Below are 19,502 nucleotides of genomic sequence, written 5' to 3'. Positions count from 1 at the left end.
CGCGGACCTGTTTGAGGAGAGTTTCTGTCATCCAAGTCATCATGAGCTATGTTCGCATGTATCCATTGAAGGATGTGGGCGGACTATTACCCTGCTGATATTACTAATAGGTATTATTCCTGGAGGAGTGTTTAAATGTGTTTCAAAATACCACAATATTAATTACTGGAGGAACAGGTTCCTGGGGCCATGAACTCGTCAAAAAATTGCTTTCCTTTCAGCCGGAGGAAATAAGAATTTTTTCACGTAATGAATTTGCCCAGGTAAAAATGAAACGAGAGTTTTCAGATCATCCCTGCCTGAAATTTGTGATTGGAGATGTCAGAGATTTTGAAGCGGTAAATGAAGCGGCAAAAAATGTTGATTATTTATTCCATCTCTCAGCACTGAAGCATGTACCAATATGTGAAGAACAGCCCTTAGAAGCATTAAAAACGAATGTAAACGGAACAGAGAATATTATCAAAGCAAGTTTAAACCAAAAGGTGAAGAAGGTCATTGATGTTTCCACAGATAAAGCAGTTGAACCAATCAACTTTTATGGACTGACAAAAGCAATCGGAGAAAAGCTGATCATTCAGGCTGATCAATTAAGCAATCATACACGTTTTGTCTGTATCCGCGGAGGCAATGTTATTGGAACAAATGGCAGTGTTATCCCATTTTTTAAAGAACAGATTACTGCTCATCATGCAGTTCCGCTTACCTCCAGAGAAATGACACGCTTCTTTTTAACTGTTTCTCAGGCCATTGATCTATTGATATACGCATCTGAAAAAGCAGTAGGCGGAGAAATATTTGTTATGAAAATGAAAGCATGCCGGATTGTCGATTTAATTGGTGTTCTGGAAAAGCATTTTGCGAAAAAAGCAATCCAAATAAATGAGGTTGGCATCCGCCCGGGTGAAAAAATTCATGAGGTATTAGTATCAAATGCCGAAGCCCGGAATGCTTATAAATTTGATGAAAATTACTATGTTATTTTACCAGATAATGTTTCCGAAAAGGTAAAGAAAAGGTACGAGAAATTACCAATGGTTGCTTTTACACGATACCAATCTGATGATGAATTAATGGAGTCCAATGACATTGAACAAATTCTTAAGAAAGCAGATATTATTACAAAGTAAGCTTTTTTAAGCAATAATCCGTGAAGAGGCACAAAAAAGGATTGAAAATATCCAAACAAACACGAATTTCAGGAATGGAACTGGGACAACCCCCAGAAAAATCAAAAATAGTGAGTCTCCATTTATAGGGGATTCACTATTTTTCGTGTGAATTTTGAATATCCTCTTATAAAACACTTGTTATCTGCCCGACTAATTTGCTTGCCCGATGCATGGTTGAATGATGGTTATGAACAAAACGGAAACCGGCTTCCGTGATTTTTTCCCGTTCTTTTGTATTTTTAAGATAGTACGCAGCTCTTTCTGAAAAATTTTCTGCATTTATATCCACAAAGTGTTCTCCCGGTATCAAGCCGATCTCTTCAAGTTCCGGTACGGCAGGGGCCATCAGTAATGTTCGGCACGCCGGCACCTCAAAATATTTGAAAGTCACCACCTGGCGTATAGAGCCGCATGCAAAGAACAATTTTGCCTGATTAATGACTCTGGCATAATTCTCTCCAATTAAAGCGTCTCCTGCTTGCTCGCTTGTAAAATCCCGCCATCCGGGATGAGGCTGGTTGAAAAACCCCCAGGTGTTTTTATAATGCTGTAATATTTTTTCTCTTAAAGGATAGATTTTTGGAAGCGAAACTTCTCCCAGCATCATCGTATCAATTGTTTTTTCATTGCTATAGTCTTTAAAGATGGAGGTATTTGCAAATTGGGGGAGGAAAAACACCTGATCATGTTTTTGAAGAGGATAGTGATGATAAAAATTATGGCGGCATATAACAAAGAATGTTTGAATCTTACTTCGTTCGATATATCTCCTTCTCTGCTCCACAAAACGATGTGCGTCATTTACCATCAGGCCTGCAGGTATACCAATATCAGCCAGTCCGGTCACAACAGGGGCGAATGTTTTGCCTACATCATTTATTATTAAAATGAAATCCGGTTTTTCAGGAAGCTTATACAATATTTTTTTAATAGGGCCGGATTTGCGGGAAACCATCAAATCTGTCACCTTTGCCAGTTCCTGCTCTAAAGCAGCATAATTACTGTTCGTAAAATGAGAAGTATCTGCTGCAATCAGAAGTAATTTTAGCATTCGATTTTCCCACCTTTCTGAAGTGAAAACAGGGCAGGGACAGAAGTATTTTAATCTGACAAAATCCAAACATAGATTGAACGAGTATGTTTCCTGCGCTACATTTGTGCATTGTTCAGTTTTGGAATGAAACACTTACTTTTTGTCCTGCCCCCGTCTACATAGAGCTTTTTAAATATATCCGAGCTTTGATAAAGTTTTACTGAAAGTTTGCTTGATTTGCTGCTGCTGATCTTTGCTTAAAACAGATTTCCATTTATTTGCTTTGCCTTCTCTTACAAATGGGAGGGCAGGATTGGCTGACTGCGAAGGACCATTTAAATGTTTCTTTTGTTTCTGCTCCAATGCTTTCATATTATCAAAAGAAGCCCACTGAACAGCTTCGTTGATTTCCTGTTCCGTTTTGTTTAAGTTTAGGAAGGTTATCAATCTTTTTGCTTCTTTCGCAGTATCTGCAAGAAGATCTTCATATTTTATAAGCAGGAAACCATTTTTCACTTTGTCCTGATTATCCAGCCAGCTTTCTACTTGAGCATCCCACATTCCGGGATCAATCTCGCCATCCATAAAAGCTGTAAAAAATGCATCGAAATGCCGGCTTTCATTATAATACTTCTGGAAGTGATGATGATATGAAATAACGACGTCCCTAGGATCCCTTACCAGGTAGATGACCTTTGGGTAGGATGCGTCATAACCATTGTGACTCCATACAAGATGCGGGGAAGGCAAATTTTCAATTGGTTCACTTGCCACGTTTTGAATCATTTCGCCTTTCGTGGCCCAGTCCATTTTTTTTCGATATAACAGCGCAGTAACGAGAAATAGTAAAAAGTTGTTACCGGATTTTGGATAGGCGACTAGACAAATATCATCTTCCTGGCATGTATATGTTTTATTTGTTGACATGTGGTATCATCCTTTCTTTTCATCAGCTTCATTTGGCTGAACATCCAAATAGATCGTATCCGGGTTATCCGGATCAAACAATTCATTTGCCCAAAACATAACAATTATCTCACCGTCTGTGACGTTTTCAATCGAGTGTGTATATCCTGGAGGGATATCTACAATTTCAATATTCTGATCTGTCACGTGATAGGTAATCAGTTTATCAGAATCCATTTTCCTTAATTTAATGGCTGCTGCCCCTTTGAGGACACAAAATTTCTCTACCTTTGTATGGTGGTAATGGTTTCCTCTTATGACGCCCTTGTGTGAGGTTGATATAAAAACCTGCCCGGCCTGGTGTGATTTAATTAATTCAACTAAACTGCCTCTGTCATCCTGATGAACAGGCAATTCATATGAGAAATTATTAGTGTCTAAATAAGATAGATAGGTCGTATACAGATATTTCATTAATTTATCAGACAGGTCAGGTATAATCAGAGATTCCCGTACTTTCTTTATTTCGTATAGTTTTTGGGCCAGCTCGCCCACCGTTGTATGGAAGGTCTGAGGAATAGAATAATAGAGATTCTTTTCCTGCTTTTTCTGTTCAAGGCAATGGATAAAACTATCTATGACATCATCAATATATACGAGCTCAAGCATTTTGTCCGCATCATGGATTTCAATATCTTTATCATGAGCAATTTCCTGGCAAAAGGTAGCCACCACTGAGTTATAATGCGGCTTGCACCACTTGCCGAAGACGCCTGGTAAACGGTAAATGCACACATCTGCACCGGTCTTCATACGATAAGTTTTAAGAACATCTTCTGCAGCTTTTTTACTCAAACCATAAGGGTTATCATGCGCAGCCTGAGCGGATGAGGCGAAAACGATTTTTGGGGTTTTATGATGATCTATTAAATAGCTGACTATGGATTCCGTAAGTCCTCTATTAACACTCTCAAATTCATCCTTATTTTGTGGTCTGTTTACTCCCGCTAAATGGTAGATGATATCCGAATCATTTAAATATGCATGCAGTAATGACAGGTCATCCCCATGACGATATTGTTTGAGCTTGACTCCTTTTTCCCTGCGCAGTCTATCAATCAGATTCTTGCCGATAAATCCCCCTGCACCGGTTACGGTTACGTTTATCATGTTATGAACCTCCAGTTTCTATTACCCATGTTTGTACTCAATCGGTGTGAATAGACGATTGTTCAACACCTTTGAATACTTTTCTACATATTATGGAGTATCCGGCGAAATGTGAAAAAATAGGGCATAGGCAAGGTTGTTAATTGAAAACGAGGGGATGTATATATGTCAGATTTATATACTCATACAAAGGATTGGATTGAAAAAGCAACGCCAAAAGCGGATATACATGATGCTTACAAAGAATTCTATACGGATGAAACAGTAACATATACACTTCCCAAAGGGGATCTGCCGGAATGGGTTGATTGGGTAAAGCCGCCAAAGTTTGGAGAAACTCACAAGTTTGATAAATCCTATGTAGCGAAGATAGAAAAAGGGAGCATATGGATGTGTGATAAAGGGGAAGGTATGGTTTATGCACTAGCACCTGACCACACATACTATCGCGATATGGTTTTTCATTTATATTGGAATTATTTCGAGAAGATCGCAGCCAAAACTATCCCTTCTGCTTCCTCTTTTAAAGGAACATTAGGGGTTCTGGCCTGGGCCGGGCATACCAATTACTGGCACTGGCTGCATGATACATTGGGACGTTATCATTTACTGCAGCTCAGCGGATTTAAGATAGATAAATATGTTCTGCCTCCTTTAACATTGCCATTTCAGCAGGAAACAATTAAAATGCTTGGAATCCCTGAGGATAAAATTTTACAGCTTATGCCGGGAGAGCGTGTAAAAGCCGACCAATTGATTTTGCCATCTGTACCATTTAACGCAGGCACCTGTGTGAAATGGACAATTGAATTCCTGCGTAGCTCATTTTTGAAGGAAAATCGCAATGTAACCGCCAATCACTATGATCGAATCTATATCAGCCGTGAAGATGCTTCGTGGAGAAAAGTTGCCAATGAAGGAAAACTCATGGAGCTATTAACTAAGAAAGGATTTAAAAAAATTGTATTAAGTACCTTAACTGTGGAGGAACAAATTAATATTTTTGCTTCAGCAAAGGTAATTATAAGTACAAACGGTGCCGGGTTCGCCAATTTAATGTTCTGTCAGCCTGGAACAAAAATCATTCAGTTATTCACATCTACGTCGGACGAATTCGTAAAAATTGGACAATATCTGGATTTGGATTATCGTTTTTTGAAGTGCAGAAAGGCTAACCCTGTATCTACAAAGCATGAAGTCACCCAAAACCTTGTAGTGGATGTGAAAAAAATATCGGAGATCCTGGAGAAGGAAGGGATAGATTAGTCTGGATTATTTCAAAAATTCAGGTGCTCAAAGAAGCATCTGAATTTTTGAAAATGGGATAGTGTACAGCAGCATTATTATTTATGGTTCCTTAATTGATTTCAAGAATTCATTCCATTCCGGACGATTAGTTTTGGTGATACTCTCCTTATGTTCTCGTACATTATATACTGTAAAGTCATGATATTGGAAACGGCCATACTTGATTAGCTGATTTAACACACTGACATCTTCATAAAGCCTTCCATCTTTAAATGCAATCACGGGAAAGCCGCCGATTTTTTTTAAAGCAGAAGTAAGGTATATTCTTGGACCCAGGGGAAGGCGATAGGAGAGTATGTCCGCTTTACCATTGATAATTTTCCCTTTGGCTATGCCTTTAAAAAGAATATCCTCTTTTAATTGCTTCCACTTTCGAAGATTCCCGTATAGTACAGCTGTATGCAGAGGGAGGTCAGCCAAGAGTTCTTTGATAACAGAAACAGCATCAGGATCCAGCCAATCGTCAGCGTCAAGTTCTAAGATGAAATCAGATGTAACGTAAGGTAATAAATGATTTAAAGCGATTGCCTTTCCCTCGTTCTCTTTTTCAAAAATCCTCACCAGGTTTCCATCGTCCCACCGGTTAAGTCGATTTGAAGAGTTATCAGTTGATCCGTCATTTATAATTAGTACCTGTTCCGGCAGTTCATTCTGAAGCAGGCAAGATGCAATTGCTGTTTCTACATATTGCTCCATATTAAAGTTCGAAATGAGAATAGAGAGGCTGAGATTTGTCGTTTTGATTTTATTCAACTGATACTTCTGCATAAATTTTTGTTTTTCCAGTGTTGTGGCAGAGCTGTTCCTTCTTGACTGCAACACCAGACCTTCTTTACAGAGCTTCTCTGAACTTGATTTATCGGAAAGCCAGGCAGGAAGAAGAGCCTCCTTAAACGGGAGCTGGGAGTTTAACAGGAATTGCTGCTTTTTAAGAAAAGTGGCAGACACAAGCAATGGGCGTTGAACAGTAATGTTTCGATTATGAAAGGTGGTTGTTAAAAATGAATCTGATTGAATAAGGTGAAGGGAACGGGCTTGAATAGCAGGAGAAAGATAATCTGTATCATGAAGAAATAATACATAGGAACTGTTGATTTTTTGGATTATATCATTCAATGTTTTCCCGGGGTCATTTTCTTTTACTATAATCGATTGAATTTGTTTAAAATGAGTATAGTCAGAAGCTATTGTTAAAGACATATCCTTTCCATGGAGAACAATAACAGAATGTAATCTGGAGTCGATCCTTTTTAAAGATTCTAAAGCTTTATGAATTGCTGCCGCATCAGGATAAAGAATGAGAATCGCAGTAATATCCTTCAATAGAATGCCTCCGTTCTTTTATAATGTTTCTATTTATATATATGAAGTCATTCTATTTTTATCCGGAACGGTGAATCTTTCATTAAATATTTTTGATAATTGATCTGAAAAGGTTCATACAACCATTTTTCATTTCTTCGTTTCAGATAATACCGAGGTAACATATATTATTATATCTTGTGTATTGGTGGTGTAGATATGATAAAAGTAAGCCTTTGTATGATTGTAAAAAATGAAGAAAAGGGTCAGAAAAATTTAAAAAGCTGAAAGGAGAGTTGGATGGTTCGATAGATTCTGTTTCGATGCTGTATCATATTGCTTTTGATGAATTTGGTAACCGGGCTTTCAGTTATCGGAGGAATTGTCTGGTAAAACGTGACAGGAACTTTAAATGGATTGGACCGGTTCATGAGTATTTAGAGATGTCTGGAAATATTATTTCATCAGATATTTCTGTAACACACCGTCAGTCTGAGAAATCTGTTGTGAATACAGCAAATGACCGTAATTTAATAATTTATGAAAAAAGATCGGAGAGGGAAGAAGAATTCAGCCTCAGAGACTTATTTTATTATGCAAATGAATTAAAAGATCACGGATTGTATCAGAAGTCGGTTATTTATTATAAATATTGCAAACAAAAGCATTTGTGAAAAAACACAGTCTTCCAAACCAATATATTCTTTCACGCAGAGTCGGTGAAGCCCCATTACTATACTTTTTTTATTCGTGTGAAATGGGTTAAAAATATATAGCAGAACACGGAACAGACTGGAAGAAGGAATACGGAAATAGTATTAACATGTAGTAATTAGAAGCCAGGCTTTTTAATCGGCTGGTATGTTTTCGGAAGATAATAAAATAAGCAAAATCATTTCTTTTCCTGATTATGCTCTGTACACTTAATGTATATAGAAATGAGACTTATGAATGATTGAAGTGTGAGAGGGGAGCCAGTTTGAAAAAAATATCAACAAATGTCATTCAATTTCGGGGAACACATTATGAATTCGGTTATCATCAAGGTACTTTAGTGAAAAATCAAATCTTATTAAAGAATCGCGCCAATCAATGGAAGGTAAGAAAACCTTTATTTTCTATTGATATCAATGAAACAAAACGGATTTTTCAAGAAATAGCTCCAGCAATATGGGAGGAGTTATCTGGTTTTGCAGAAGCGCTTGAATGGCCGATGGAGAGAGTTTTGCTGGAATTCGGAGGATATCGGGTTAAATTGAATCGTTCAGGGTGTTCGATTTTAACGGGAAAGGATTATTTGATCCGTAATTATGATTATCATCCTAAAACATATGATGGTTTTTATTCGGTGTTTCAGCCCACTGATTCAGGCTATGCAGTGACAGGCGTTACGCAGAAAGTAACGGGAAGATGTGATGGGATGAACGAAAAAGGCTTGGCGATGGGATATACTTTTATGCATCGTAAACGGCCTGGAGATGGTTTTGTCTGTCATATGATTGGAAGAATTATTTTAGAAACTTGCGCTAATATTGATGAAGCTGTTTTATTACTAAAGAATATACCTCATCGAGGATCATTTAGTTATGTATTGTTTGATAAAAATCATACGGATTCAACCATTGTGGAAGCCTCACCAAGAAATATTGAGATAAGGAAGGGCGAGGCCTGTACGAATCATTTTCAAATAATGAAGGAGGAAAACCGCCATTATCTGAAGGATTCTAAAAGACGACTGGAAATTATGGAAAGTAATCAATCAAGTTCTCTTCGTGGAGAAGATGCTTTTCAATTATTAAATGGAACAGAGAATGGTGTGTTTTCCAAACTGTACGGTCAATGGGCAGGAACAATACATACCTCTGCATATTTCCCATCAAAATTAGAAGCATGGCTTGCTCTCGGCGGTGACCAGCAGCCTGTGAAATTTGATTTTGCTGCCTGGTTGAATGGAGAGGACTTTCCTGTTTCTGAAATCACAGGAACCATAGACACAGTAATTCCATTTGCCCATATGGAAAAAGCGGATTGGTTTAAGGGAAATAAATAGTTTTTTAGAAGAAGTTATGTCTTTTTAGGCACAACTTCTTCTTTTTTTACATATAATCTTTCTAAACCTAGTTGACAACTAGGAATAATGAGTTTAAACTAATATAAAATTTCATCAATTTAGTTATTTACAAAGGTGAAAACAAACAGACATATAAAATCGGAAAGTAAGTGAGGGATGGGAGAATGCGTAATATTAAAGAAAAAACAATGGATTCCATTTTTGAGAAAATTGATCAGTCATTTGAAGAAGTAAGGGGCTGGAGAAGATACATGCATCAGCATCCTGAATTATCTTTTCAGGAAGTACATACAGCAGCGTACATTGAAGAAAAATTAAAAAGCTTTGGACTAGAGGTTCAAAAAAACATCGGCGGCCATGGTTTAATTAGTGTTTTGGAAGGTAAAGAGCCTGGAAAGAAAATTGCATTACGGGCAGATTTTGATGCACTGCCGATTAATGATGAAAAAGAAACCCCATACAAGTCTACCAATCCGGGGGTGATGCATGCTTGCGGGCATGATGGGCATACAGCTGCTCTCCTGGGTGTAGCGAAAGTAGTCAGCAAATATAAAGAAAATTTAAAAGGCAGCATTGTTTTTGTCTTCCAGCCGGCTGAGGAAACTCCCCCGGGCGGAGCTAAATTTATGATTGAAGAAGGGATTTTAGACGACGTAGATTATGTTTTTGGAGCACATTTGGCTTCAGATATTCCAATTGGGAAAGTAGGCGTAGGAGAAGGCTATCAAATGGCGGCGGTAGATAAATTTGCTATCGACATTAAAGGTCATGGCGGCCATGGAGCCCGTCCGCATCAGACGAGGGATTCACTTGTGATTGGCACAAGTATTGTCGAAGCTTTACAAAAAATTGTCAGCCGGCAAATTGATCCGCTGAAATCAGCAGTTGTCACAATCGGTGTTTTTCAAGCAGGAAACGCTTTTAATGTAATACCAGACACTGCCCGTATTGAAGGAACAGTCCGTACTTTTGACCCAGACGTTCGGGATAAAGTGGAAGCAGAAGTTCGTTCGATTTTAGATGGAATTACGAGTGCATTTCATGCAACCTATCAACTCGATTATCTAAGAGGATATCCGGCATTATTTAATCATAAAAAAGAAACCGATTTAGCCAGAGAGCTTTTTAAAGAAGCTTTTGAAGAGGATAATGTTGTCGAGTTTTCTCCAACAATGGGAGCGGAAGACTTTTCTTATTTTCTGGAAGCAAAACCCGGAACCTACTTCCGCGTCGGTTCACAAAACGAGGATGAAGCAACACACTATCCGCATCATCATCCCAGATTCGATATTGATGAGCGTGCATTAGTAAATATTGAAAAATCGTTTGTGTCCATTATTAGTCATTATTTATTTTAAAAAGAAACGCATTAGCCAGGTGGCAAAAAATTAATCTACAACGAGGAGAAATGCAGAATGAAGAAGCGTTTTACTTTATTATTAATTTCAATTTTTACAATATTCATTTTAGCTGCCTGCGGAAACCAGGATCAGTCAGCAGGTGGAGCAGGAGATAATAGTGAGCCGGCAGGGGACCCTGTGGAGGGTGGAACATTAACGGTTGCCTATCCTTCTGAACCGGATACGCTTGATTGGATGGCAACAGGAGCTACACCCACCCGAGATATTGCTTGGCATATTTTTGAACCGTTGCTTGCCCTGGACAATGATTATCAGGTACAGCCGATGATTGCAGAGGATTTTACAGTAAGCGATGATGAAACACTTTATACGATTACATTAAGAGATGGTGTGAAATTTCATGATGGTTCTGATGTAACTGTAGAAGATGTAATTGCATCTTTAGACAGATGGAGAACCGTTTCATCAGTCGGGAAAGAGTCTGACAGATTCATAGAATCCGTTACAAAAGTAGATGATAAAACAATTGAAATTCAATTGTCAGAAGTATATAACGCCTTTTTATCTGATATGGCTGCACCAAAAAATGCCTTGATGATTATTCCTGAAGAAATTGCTGAAGAAGCAGGAGAACAGCCATTAACACCGAAACAGTTAATAGGAACAGGTCCTTATCAATTTGATAATTGGAACCGTGGCAGTGAAATTGTTTTAACTAAATTTGAAGATTATGCTGCGCGTGATGAAACTGATTTAGGAGGATTGACAGGGGAAAAGGTTGCATATTTTGATGAGCTGGATTTTCAGATTGTAAAAGATCCGCAGGTTGCCATTAACGGTATTAAGACAGATTTATATGACTATGCTTTATCCATTCCGAATGATCTATATGATGTGGTAGAAACGGATCCTTCAATTGATCCAGTCAGCTATATCAATGGATATTCTACAATCACACCGGATAAATCAGAGCCGCCGTTTGACGATATTAAAGTGAGAGAAGCCTTAAATCTGGCATTAGATAAAGAAGCGATTGCAGAAGCTACTTATGGCAACAGCGATTTCTATTCCTTTGACGGTGCACTGTTTGATCCAGAGCAGACGAAACTTTATTCTGAAGAAGGTACAGAGAATTATTTAAATTATGATCCGGAGCAGGCTAAAGAATTATTAGAGGAATCTGATTATAATGGAGAGTCACTTAAAATAATGCATTCTAATGACTCAGAGACATATAAACGAATTTCACAGGTGATGAAGCAGCAGTTAGAGGAAGTTGGATTTACGATTGAAATCGTACCGCTGGAATGGGCGACCTATTTAGAGCAGTGGTCCGACCCGGCAAATTGGGATATTGTCGTTGTCGGCTGGTCCACACGATTCTCTCCGAACGAACTTGGTATGCTTGTCAATGATACCAACAGCAGCGGCTGGTATGACAGTGAGCGCTGGAGAGGATTGATTGATGACTGGGCGGTAGCTTCTGACGATGAAGCAAGATTAGATATTTTATCAGAAATGAATCAAACCGTATGGGAAGAGCTTCCATTTATTAAAGTGGCTAATGAAACAAGGCTTGATATTAAAGGAGAACAGGTTCAATTAGAAGAAACATGGGTTGGGCCAAGATTCTGGGGAGCCTGGAAGAACCAATAAATAAGAGAATTAGAAGCCATGTTCGTCTATTATGCTGATCTGGCTTCTTTTTCTATTAAAGTGATAAATATTACTATTTCGGTACCGGAAGCTTCTGCTTATCAGGAGCCGATATGGTAAAACAGCAAATGAGGTGAATGGGGTTTGTTACAATATACAATTCGTCGGCTTATATCTATTATTCCAGTCATGTTAGTGGTAAGTATTATTGTTTTTATGATTGTCCATTTGACGCCCGGAAATCCGGCTTATCTGATTCTGGGAGAAGATAGCTCAGCAGAGGCTGTCCAGCAGCTGGAGGAGCAGCTTGGGTTGAACCAGCCCATCGTTGTCCAGTTTTTTGACTGGGTTATAAATGTTTTCAAGGGAGATTTGGGAGAGTCTGTTTATTCCTCTGAACCAGTTCTATCTATTATATTAGATCGAATTGGACCTACCTTCAGCGTGATGCTGGTTTCTATGATTTTTACGTTAGTGATCGCGATACCAATTGCGATTTTTGTTGTCTGGAAACGGCAGACTGTTTTAGATCCGCTATTTATCTCAGCGTCTTTATTAGGTGCATCTATTCCGGAATTCTGGTTTGCTATGTTATTAGTATTAGGACTGGGAGTGAGTGTCCCGATTTTTCCGGTAGCAGGTTATATACCAATTGCAGAAGGATTTCTGTCTTGGCTGCACCATTTAATCCTGCCGGCATTTGTTCTGGCAACAGTAGAGATAGGTTTGATATCCAGAATGCTACGTGACGGAATGTTAGAGGCAGTAAACCAGGATTATACGAAAACAGCCCGGGCGAAGGGAATAAAAGAAAGTGCTGTCCTGATGAAGCATGTTTTTGCGAATGCTTTAATCCCGACAACTACAGTTATTGGTGTAACGATTGCTGGATTATTAGGCGGGACAGTTATTATTGAAACGATATTTACCATACCGGGAATTGGGCAGCTGCTTATTGATTCGATTCACCGGAGAGATTACCCGGTAATTCAAGGTGTTGTTTTATTTATCGCTGTTATCTATGTCGTTATCAATTTACTGGTTGATCTGCTTTACGGTCTGCTTGATCCGAGAATCCGTTATGACTGAGGCGGAAGTACAGCACCATATATGAAATTGATTTACTCTATTGAGAAAAAGGAGATATCCCTATGCTGAAGAAAAAAAGAAATCTTGTTGCTCTTTCTATATTGTTATTATTGACAATTGCAACAATAACAGCTAATGTCTGGCTGCCTGTTTCTCCTGGTTTTATAGATGCTGCGCAGCGGCTGCTTCCTCCATCCGGGACATTCTGGTTCGGTACGGACCATTTTGGAAGAGATGTTTTTGCATTAACGGTGGTAGCGGCTAGAGTCTCTCTGACTGTCGGTTTTACAGTTGCAGTATTAGCAACCATTCTGGGAACAGTCACAGGCTTAATCGCCGGTTATTATAAAAAAGCAGATTTTATTATTATGCGTGTTATTGATGGTATGCTTGCCTTTCCTTCTTTACTTCTTGCTTTGGCGCTTGTTGCAGCATTGGGAGGAAGTGTAACAAATATTATTATTGCGCTAACTTTATCATTTTGGCCGGTAATGACGCGTATTGTACGGTCAGCGGTTCTGCAAATAAATTCGGTTCAGTATATTGAAGCGGCCAAAACTTCAGGAGTCAGTGATCCGGTAGTTATATCGAAATATGTTTTACCGAATGTTTTGTCTCCTATTATAGTTCAGGGAACGTTTATCTTTGCGAAAGCCATTCTTGCAGAAGCGGCGTTAAGCTTTTTAGGTGTTGGGGTAGATCCATCAACGCCAACCTGGGGAAATATGCTTCAGGAATCACAAATTTATATTTCCATCGCACCGTGGATTTCCATTTTTCCAGGATTAGCAATTGTTGTTACAGTACTTGCCTTAAATATGCTTGGCGACGGATTACGTGATTCATTTGATCCACATGCAAGAAAAAACAAAAAAAGAAAACAGTGCTTCGTTAAAACGAAAATAGCATCTTAAGAGAGGGGGCGGTATTCATGCTTGAGATAAAGAATTTAAAAACCTACATTGATACAGAAAACGGAACGGTAAAAGCGGTAGATGATGTATCTTTTCAAATTAAAGCGGGAGAAACCATCTGTATTGTAGGTGAATCCGGGAGCGGGAAGAGTGTATTAGCACATTCTATTATGCAGTTAAACCCTTCTCCTCCAGTCTTTCATCCAGAAGGAGAAATACTTTTTGAAGGGAAAAATCTGCTGGATGTAAGTGAAAAAGAGCTTCGCAGAGTGAGAGGAAATGAAATCTCTATGATTTTTCAGGACCCTATGTCCAGCCTGAACCCCGTTTTTAGAGTTGGAGATCAGCTGATTGAAGCAATTCGTTCTCATGAGAAGGTATCTAAAAAAGCTGCAAAAAAAAGAGCTTTAGAACTTTTAACAGATGTTGGTATTCCTGATCCCGAGCGTAGACTGCATGACTATCCGCATCAATTTTCCGGAGGGATGCGCCAGCGTGTTTTAATTGCGATTGCACTGGCAGGCCGTCCGAAAGTATTAATTGCTGATGAACCAACGACAGCACTTGATGTGACCATACAGGCGCAAATCCTGGAATTAATGCGCTCGATTCAGAAAAAATATGGAACTGCGATTATTTTAATTACACATGATCTGGGCGTCGTTGCACAAATTGCGGACAGAGTGCTTGTCATGTATTCAGGCAGAATTGTTGAGAAAGGGAGCGTGTCAGATATATTTTATCGTTCCACGATGCCTTATACCTGGTCTTTACTGCGGTCTCTGCCACGTATTGATTCAGATACATCAGATCGGTTGATACCAATTCAAGGACAGCCGAGCAATTTAATCGATCGACCAAAAGGCTGTCATTTCAGCCCGAGATGTCCATTTGCTACAAAAGCATGCTTAGAAATTGATCCTTCGTTAACAGAACGTGGAGAAGGACATTGGGCTGCCTGTATATTGTCTGAAGAGGAATTTTTTAATAAGAAGCAAGAGTTTGAAGTAAATGCTCAGAAGGGAGCTGTAAAATAATGTCTGAGCTGTTACTGGAGTTAAAGGATATAAAAATGTACTTTCCGATAAAAGAAAAAGTATTTAAAAAACCTGTGAACCATGTAAAAGCAGTAAACGGAGTCAGTCTGACTGTCCGGCAGGGAGAAACTTTGGGAATTGTGGGTGAATCCGGCTGCGGGAAAAGTACATTGGCCCGTACTATTGTCGGTCTTTTAGAACCGAGCTCCGGAGACATACTTTTTGAGGGCAAAAGTATTCTGGGGTACAATAAAAAGCAGATGCATGAATTACGCAGAGATATCCAAATGGTATATCAGGATCCGTACACCAGTCTGAATCCAAGAATGAAGGCTGGTGAGATTATTGCAGCACCGTTGAAGGCATTTAAAATGACAAGTAATTTAAATGAACGGGTTTATGAATTATTAGATCTGGTTGGTCTAAAGAGAGAGGATGCAGAAAAGTTTCCGCATCAGTTTTCCGGAGGACAGCGGCAGCGGATCGGCATTGCCAGGGCTCTTGCTCTGAATCCAAAGCTGTTAATTCTGGATGAGCCGGTAAGTGCATTGGATGTATCCGTACAGGCGCAGGTAATTAATCTGCTGGAAGATTTGCAGGAGGAACTGGGGCTGACTTATGTATTTATTGCCCATGACTTATCGGTAATTAAGCATATCGCAGATAAAGTTGCGGTAATGTATCTTGGTAAGGTGATGGAATTATCCGACAGTGATACATTGTATCATCATTCCAAGCATCCATATACAAATGCGCTCCTGTCAGCGATCCCGTTACCAGATCCAGAGAAAGAGAGACAACGGCAGCGGATTATGCTGAAAGGCGAATTGCCGTCTCCTGCTAATCCGCCAACGGGATGTATTTTTCATACAAGATGCCCGATTGCACAGGAATCCTGCAAGCAGCACATCCCTGTTTTAGAAGAAAAGGATGGTAATAATCCTAATCATCAGGTTGCTTGTTTTTACCCGCAGGAAACAGAAACAATTGCCAGCAGTCAGTAATTAATTTTGAATGAAGAAAGGAATATTTGCAGATGAAACGACCAAAAATTTCTCAGATGGAAGCATATATAATTGAAACATTGCGTGTGAACGGAATAACGAATGAAGAAATAATACATGATGTGAAAGAAAAAGATGTATCAAAATGGAAACAAATTCATGAAAAGTATGATTATGAGCAGTTGATTACGTTAGCTGAGAAGGATTTTGAAGCTTTTAAACAAATAATTAATGCAGGGTATGCTGTTAAATTTGTTACTGTAGGCGGCTTGGAGAGGTTATTAAGACTGAAGTTTCAAAAAGAACCCGGGGAGGATTATCAGAAGCTGGAAACAGGTGTTAAGGGATTGAAATTGGATGCAGCCTCCCTTCATGAGTTAGAGCAGATGCTTTCTCTTAATTGGAAGGTGGAGAAGGATGAGCAGGGGATATCGGTATTGTTGAAGGAGCAGAAGGAATTTATATAATATAATTTTAGAAAACGCTATGAACCTAATTTTAGGCCTATGGCGTTTTTTTCTATGATGAAAAAATTTTTTGCGAATTAATTATTATTCATGAATTGCTGCAACCAGCTGTATGCGACAAAAAAGCGGCTTCACCTCATCCCATGCAATAAATTAACATCAGCTTCTCTTGACTGCAATGTTTTCTTTACCGAATGGATGCCGTTCTAGCCGCTTCATTTTATTCCCCACATATTTATTATTCAAAATATTTCTTTTAAGCATTCATTCCCTTATCTCTGACTTCTTCCACTCTCTTTTTCTTATTTGCAATCAATGTAATGGCAAAAGTTAGCATAAATGATGCGAGCATAGCGATAACAAACCCTAAAGGATTATCAGATAAAAAAGGTGTAGTGAATGTTGGGACATAGGCAGTACCGCGCACATCGAACAGTCCAACCAGTGCGCCGCCGACTCCGGCAGATAGAATTGCACCGGCGAAGACGATTTTATTTGAGAACATGAATGGATAGGCTGCTTCCACAAATGTTCCGAATCCCATATTGATTAAGAAACCTGGAGTTGCAGCAGCTGCATCCCCTTTTTCTCTTGGAGCAATGATATTTGCTAAATTAATTCCAGCAGACACCATCACCAGACCAACCATATCAATAGCACCAAGGAAACTTACTCCTGTTTTTTCCATTTCGAGTAATACGATAGGCAGAATAGCTGCGTGGTATATTCCTCCTAAAATAGCTGGCCAAATAAGCAGACCGCCTAATAGTCCTGCTAGAATTGGGCTGAAGCCAATGGCTGCTTCGATGACAGTTTTAATTCCATCCCCAATGAACAATGCGATTGGTGCGAATAAAAAATAGACTAATAGACCTGCAAGTAAACCGGCTATTCCTCCCGTGACGATATTTACTGTTGTCATTGGGAATTTCCAGCTAATGCACTTTTGAAAGAAATAATGCACGAAAATACCGGCTAAAATACCACCGATGATACCGCCAATAATTCCTCCGTCCACGGATAGCACACCGGCTATTACCCCTGCAACGATAGACACTTCATCTAAATTAGACACTTGTTTTGCTGCAATCACTGCAATAACAATTGGAAGTGCCCCAATCATAATATCGAAAATATCTTGCAGACCGCTAAATAGAGGGATCTTACTTAGGGCAAGAACTAAAGCCATTGCAATAAAACCTGGCAATGCGGAAACCATGATGCCGCGGATATTAATGTTTTTCCAGATGCTCCCGCTATTTTCTGCATCCCCTTTATTTGTATTTCCGATCGTTGGTTTATATTTTATACCCCAAAATTTAGCCATGGCAGCAACGAAGGAGATAGCTCGTGTTCGATTTGTAGTACCCGTTGTTCCCGATTTAGCTATAACGTTTGCCCCTTTTGCACTGATCGTTGCCATGGATGTGCCGCCTGTTCCAAGGATTGGGATACCCATACCGACAGCTGCGTTAACAACCTTTTGATTTACATGCTCGGCATCCGCGCTCATGACGATTAACCCATCCACTGTTTTATTAAGAATATGAGCGGCGATCTCTTCGTCTGTCTGTTTTGCTTGTTCGTTTATTTTTTCTAATGTATTTGTAGCGCTTTGTATGATTTGTCCTTCTTCATCCAGACTAAAAAGGCTTGTTTTTGAATTTGCTTTTGCCTGATCCATGGAAACTTCTGAAGCGATAAATTGAATGGCTGCAATATTAAAATTAGCAGCATGACATTGACTTTTAATTTCATCTAATAATTTCCTTGGATTTTTTCCTCCTAAATTGTACAGGTTGCCGCCGGAGCTTCCTATGATAGCAATATTTTTCAAGATAATTCCTCCACGTAAATAATTTCAGTATAATAAAATTGTTTAATACGTTAATATTTTATCATATTAAAGTGATAAAATCTGTGAATTTTTAAAAGAAAGTAATTTGCCTGACTATATAAGATCTGGAGGGACTCTTTCTATCACTTGAGCTTGGTGGGATGTAATTCATCCAATCGACTGCTAATTTTATTTTAGAATTTCCTCTTATATCGAATCCTTTCTTATTTTACATTGGATTCTTCATTTGATATAATCATCAATCATTGAGAGCAGTTCAGAAGGAGATGGAAGAATGGATTGGATAGAAAATATCAATTGGGAGCAAATTTTATTAGATAGCGGAATTATTTTATTAAAACTTATAGCGACACTTATTGTATTTTATATTGCACGTGCTATTGGAAAAAGGTTTATCCGGAATTCGTTTTCCAAAGCACAGGTTAAGAAGAAAATGTCCGCAGGCAGAACAAAGACCCTGCAGTCTTTAACAATCAGTGCATTTTCATATGTTTTATTTTTTGTGACGTTAGTAATTATTCTTGGTATTTTTGATATTAATGCTACTGGTTTGATTGCCGGGGCCGGGGTCGTCGGTCTGGCAATTGGCTTCGGTGCTCAGGGGCTGGTAAGTGATATTGTTACAGGTTTTTTCCTGTTGTTAGAGAAGCAGGTTGATGTTGGTGATTATGTTACGGCTGCCGGATATGATGGTGTTGTCGAAGAAGTTGGTCTGCGGACCATGCAAATCCGGAGCTTTGACGGTACTTTAAACTATGTTCCTAATAGAGAAGTCAGCTCTTTAAGTAACCACTCCCGCGGGAATATGCAGGCTTTAGTAGATATTGCAATTCCATATAGTGACAATATTGATAATGCAGTTGGCATATTGCAAACAGTATGTGATGAAATGAAAGAAAACAATCCTAAAATTGTGGAGGGTCCGGATGTTCTCGGAGTACAAACATTTGGCTCAGCGGAAATAACTTTACGGATCATTGCAAAAACAGAATCGATGGAGCAATGGGCTGTGGAGCGTGATTTGCGTAAAGCAATCAAAGAAGCGCTTGATGCGAATAGTGAAGATCCTGAAAAAACATATGCTGAAAAACCGCAGGAAGGTTAATTAGACCTGTAAATGAAATTTGGACTGGCAAATTAAATAAATAAAGTTG

General features: G+C 38.9%; 17 protein-coding genes. 12 read left to right on the top strand and 5 right to left on the bottom strand.

All coding sequences use genetic code 11. The features are described 5' to 3' along the window. Positions 1-137: 137 nt before the first annotated feature. Positions 138-1,130 carry a polysaccharide biosynthesis protein gene (locus BN1068_RS13960; protein WP_077603458.1) on the top strand — a complete coding sequence of 331 codons (993 nt, stop codon included), beginning with the start codon at positions 138-140 and terminating at the stop codon, positions 1,128-1,130. 166 nt (positions 1,131-1,296) lie between these two features. Here BN1068_RS13960 and BN1068_RS13955 read toward each other — a convergent pair whose 3' ends face one another. The 3 genes from BN1068_RS13955 to BN1068_RS13945 all read right to left on the bottom strand — a co-directional run bounded on the left by BN1068_RS13955 (position 1,297) and on the right by BN1068_RS13945 (position 4,281). Further along, positions 1,297-2,223, bottom strand: coding sequence for a glycosyltransferase (locus BN1068_RS13955; protein ID WP_077603457.1), 927 nt, complete (start codon positions 2,221-2,223; stop codon positions 1,297-1,299). 171 nt (positions 2,224-2,394) lie between these two features. After that, the gene (locus BN1068_RS13950; protein ID WP_077603456.1) at positions 2,395-3,132 is read right to left on the bottom strand and encodes a sulfotransferase domain-containing protein; all 738 of its coding nucleotides are present in this window, start codon (positions 3,130-3,132) and stop codon (positions 2,395-2,397) included. Between the two features lie 6 nt (positions 3,133-3,138). Then, positions 3,139-4,281 (bottom strand): polysaccharide biosynthesis C-terminal domain-containing protein, encoded by a 1,143-nt coding sequence (locus tag BN1068_RS13945; protein WP_077603455.1) that lies wholly within the window; start codon positions 4,279-4,281, stop codon positions 3,139-3,141. Positions 4,282-4,446: 165 nt separating this feature from the next. Between BN1068_RS13945 and BN1068_RS13940 the strand changes: the two genes are divergently transcribed. Next, entirely contained in the window at positions 4,447-5,547 is a 1,101-nt protein-coding gene (locus tag BN1068_RS13940; protein WP_077603454.1) for a glycosyltransferase family 61 protein, read from the top strand. Between the two features lie 81 nt (positions 5,548-5,628). On the opposite strand, the gene BN1068_RS13935 is transcribed toward BN1068_RS13940, so the two are convergent. Continuing rightward, positions 5,629-6,912 carry a glycosyltransferase family 2 protein gene (locus BN1068_RS13935; RefSeq protein WP_077603453.1) on the bottom strand — a complete coding sequence of 428 codons (1,284 nt, stop codon included), beginning with the start codon at positions 6,910-6,912 and terminating at the stop codon, positions 5,629-5,631. A gap of 275 nt (positions 6,913-7,187) precedes the next feature. Here BN1068_RS13935 and BN1068_RS13930 point away from each other — a divergent pair, with 275 nt between their 5' ends. The 9 genes from BN1068_RS13930 (at position 7,188) to BN1068_RS13890 (ending at position 16,490) form a co-directional block, all read left to right on the top strand. Next, complete coding sequence (locus tag BN1068_RS13930) at positions 7,188-7,565, top strand: hypothetical protein (RefSeq protein WP_139344840.1); 378 nt, start codon at positions 7,188-7,190, stop codon at positions 7,563-7,565. 305 nt (positions 7,566-7,870) lie between these two features. Then, entirely contained in the window at positions 7,871-8,941 is a 1,071-nt protein-coding gene (locus BN1068_RS13925) for a C45 family autoproteolytic acyltransferase/hydrolase (protein WP_077603451.1), read from the top strand. Positions 8,942-9,126: 185 nt separating this feature from the next. After that, the gene (locus BN1068_RS13920; RefSeq protein ID WP_077603450.1) at positions 9,127-10,320 is read left to right on the top strand and encodes a M20 metallopeptidase family protein; all 1,194 of its coding nucleotides are present in this window, start codon (positions 9,127-9,129) and stop codon (positions 10,318-10,320) included. Positions 10,321-10,377: 57 nt separating this feature from the next. Next, on the top strand, positions 10,378-11,979 hold the full coding sequence (locus BN1068_RS13915) for an ABC transporter substrate-binding protein (protein WP_077603449.1): 1,602 nt from the start codon (positions 10,378-10,380) through the stop codon (positions 11,977-11,979). Positions 11,980-12,123: 144 nt separating this feature from the next. Continuing rightward, on the top strand, positions 12,124-13,068 hold the full coding sequence (locus tag BN1068_RS13910; RefSeq protein ID WP_077603448.1) for an ABC transporter permease: 945 nt from the start codon (positions 12,124-12,126) through the stop codon (positions 13,066-13,068). Between the two features lie 62 nt (positions 13,069-13,130). After that, entirely contained in the window at positions 13,131-13,982 is an 852-nt protein-coding gene (locus BN1068_RS13905; protein WP_077603447.1) for an ABC transporter permease, read from the top strand. 17 nt (positions 13,983-13,999) lie between these two features. Next, complete coding sequence (locus BN1068_RS13900) at positions 14,000-15,019, top strand: ABC transporter ATP-binding protein (protein ID WP_077603446.1); 1,020 nt, start codon at positions 14,000-14,002, stop codon at positions 15,017-15,019. Beyond that, entirely contained in the window at positions 15,019-16,023 is a 1,005-nt protein-coding gene (locus tag BN1068_RS13895) for an ABC transporter ATP-binding protein (protein ID WP_077603445.1), read from the top strand. Before BN1068_RS13900 ends, BN1068_RS13895 begins: the two co-directional genes overlap by 1 nt. A gap of 32 nt (positions 16,024-16,055) precedes the next feature. Beyond that, the gene (locus BN1068_RS13890) at positions 16,056-16,490 is read left to right on the top strand and encodes a hypothetical protein (protein WP_077603444.1); all 435 of its coding nucleotides are present in this window, start codon (positions 16,056-16,058) and stop codon (positions 16,488-16,490) included. Positions 16,491-16,746: 256 nt separating this feature from the next. Here the strand turns inward: BN1068_RS13890 and BN1068_RS13885 are convergent, their stop codons facing one another. Next, the gene (locus BN1068_RS13885; RefSeq protein WP_077603443.1) at positions 16,747-18,327 is read right to left on the bottom strand and encodes a PTS sugar transporter; all 1,581 of its coding nucleotides are present in this window, start codon (positions 18,325-18,327) and stop codon (positions 16,747-16,749) included. 295 nt (positions 18,328-18,622) lie between these two features. Between BN1068_RS13885 and BN1068_RS13880 the strand changes: the two genes are divergently transcribed. Continuing rightward, entirely contained in the window at positions 18,623-19,453 is an 831-nt protein-coding gene (locus tag BN1068_RS13880; protein WP_077603442.1) for a mechanosensitive ion channel family protein, read from the top strand. Positions 19,454-19,502 lie beyond the last annotated feature (49 nt).

Origin of the sequence: Oceanobacillus sojae (assembly GCF_900162665.1) — a bacterium.
Taxonomy (GTDB): Bacteria; Bacillota; Bacilli; order Bacillales; family Amphibacillaceae; genus Oceanobacillus; species Oceanobacillus sojae_A.
This window is presented reverse-complemented; position numbering and strand designations above follow the sequence as displayed.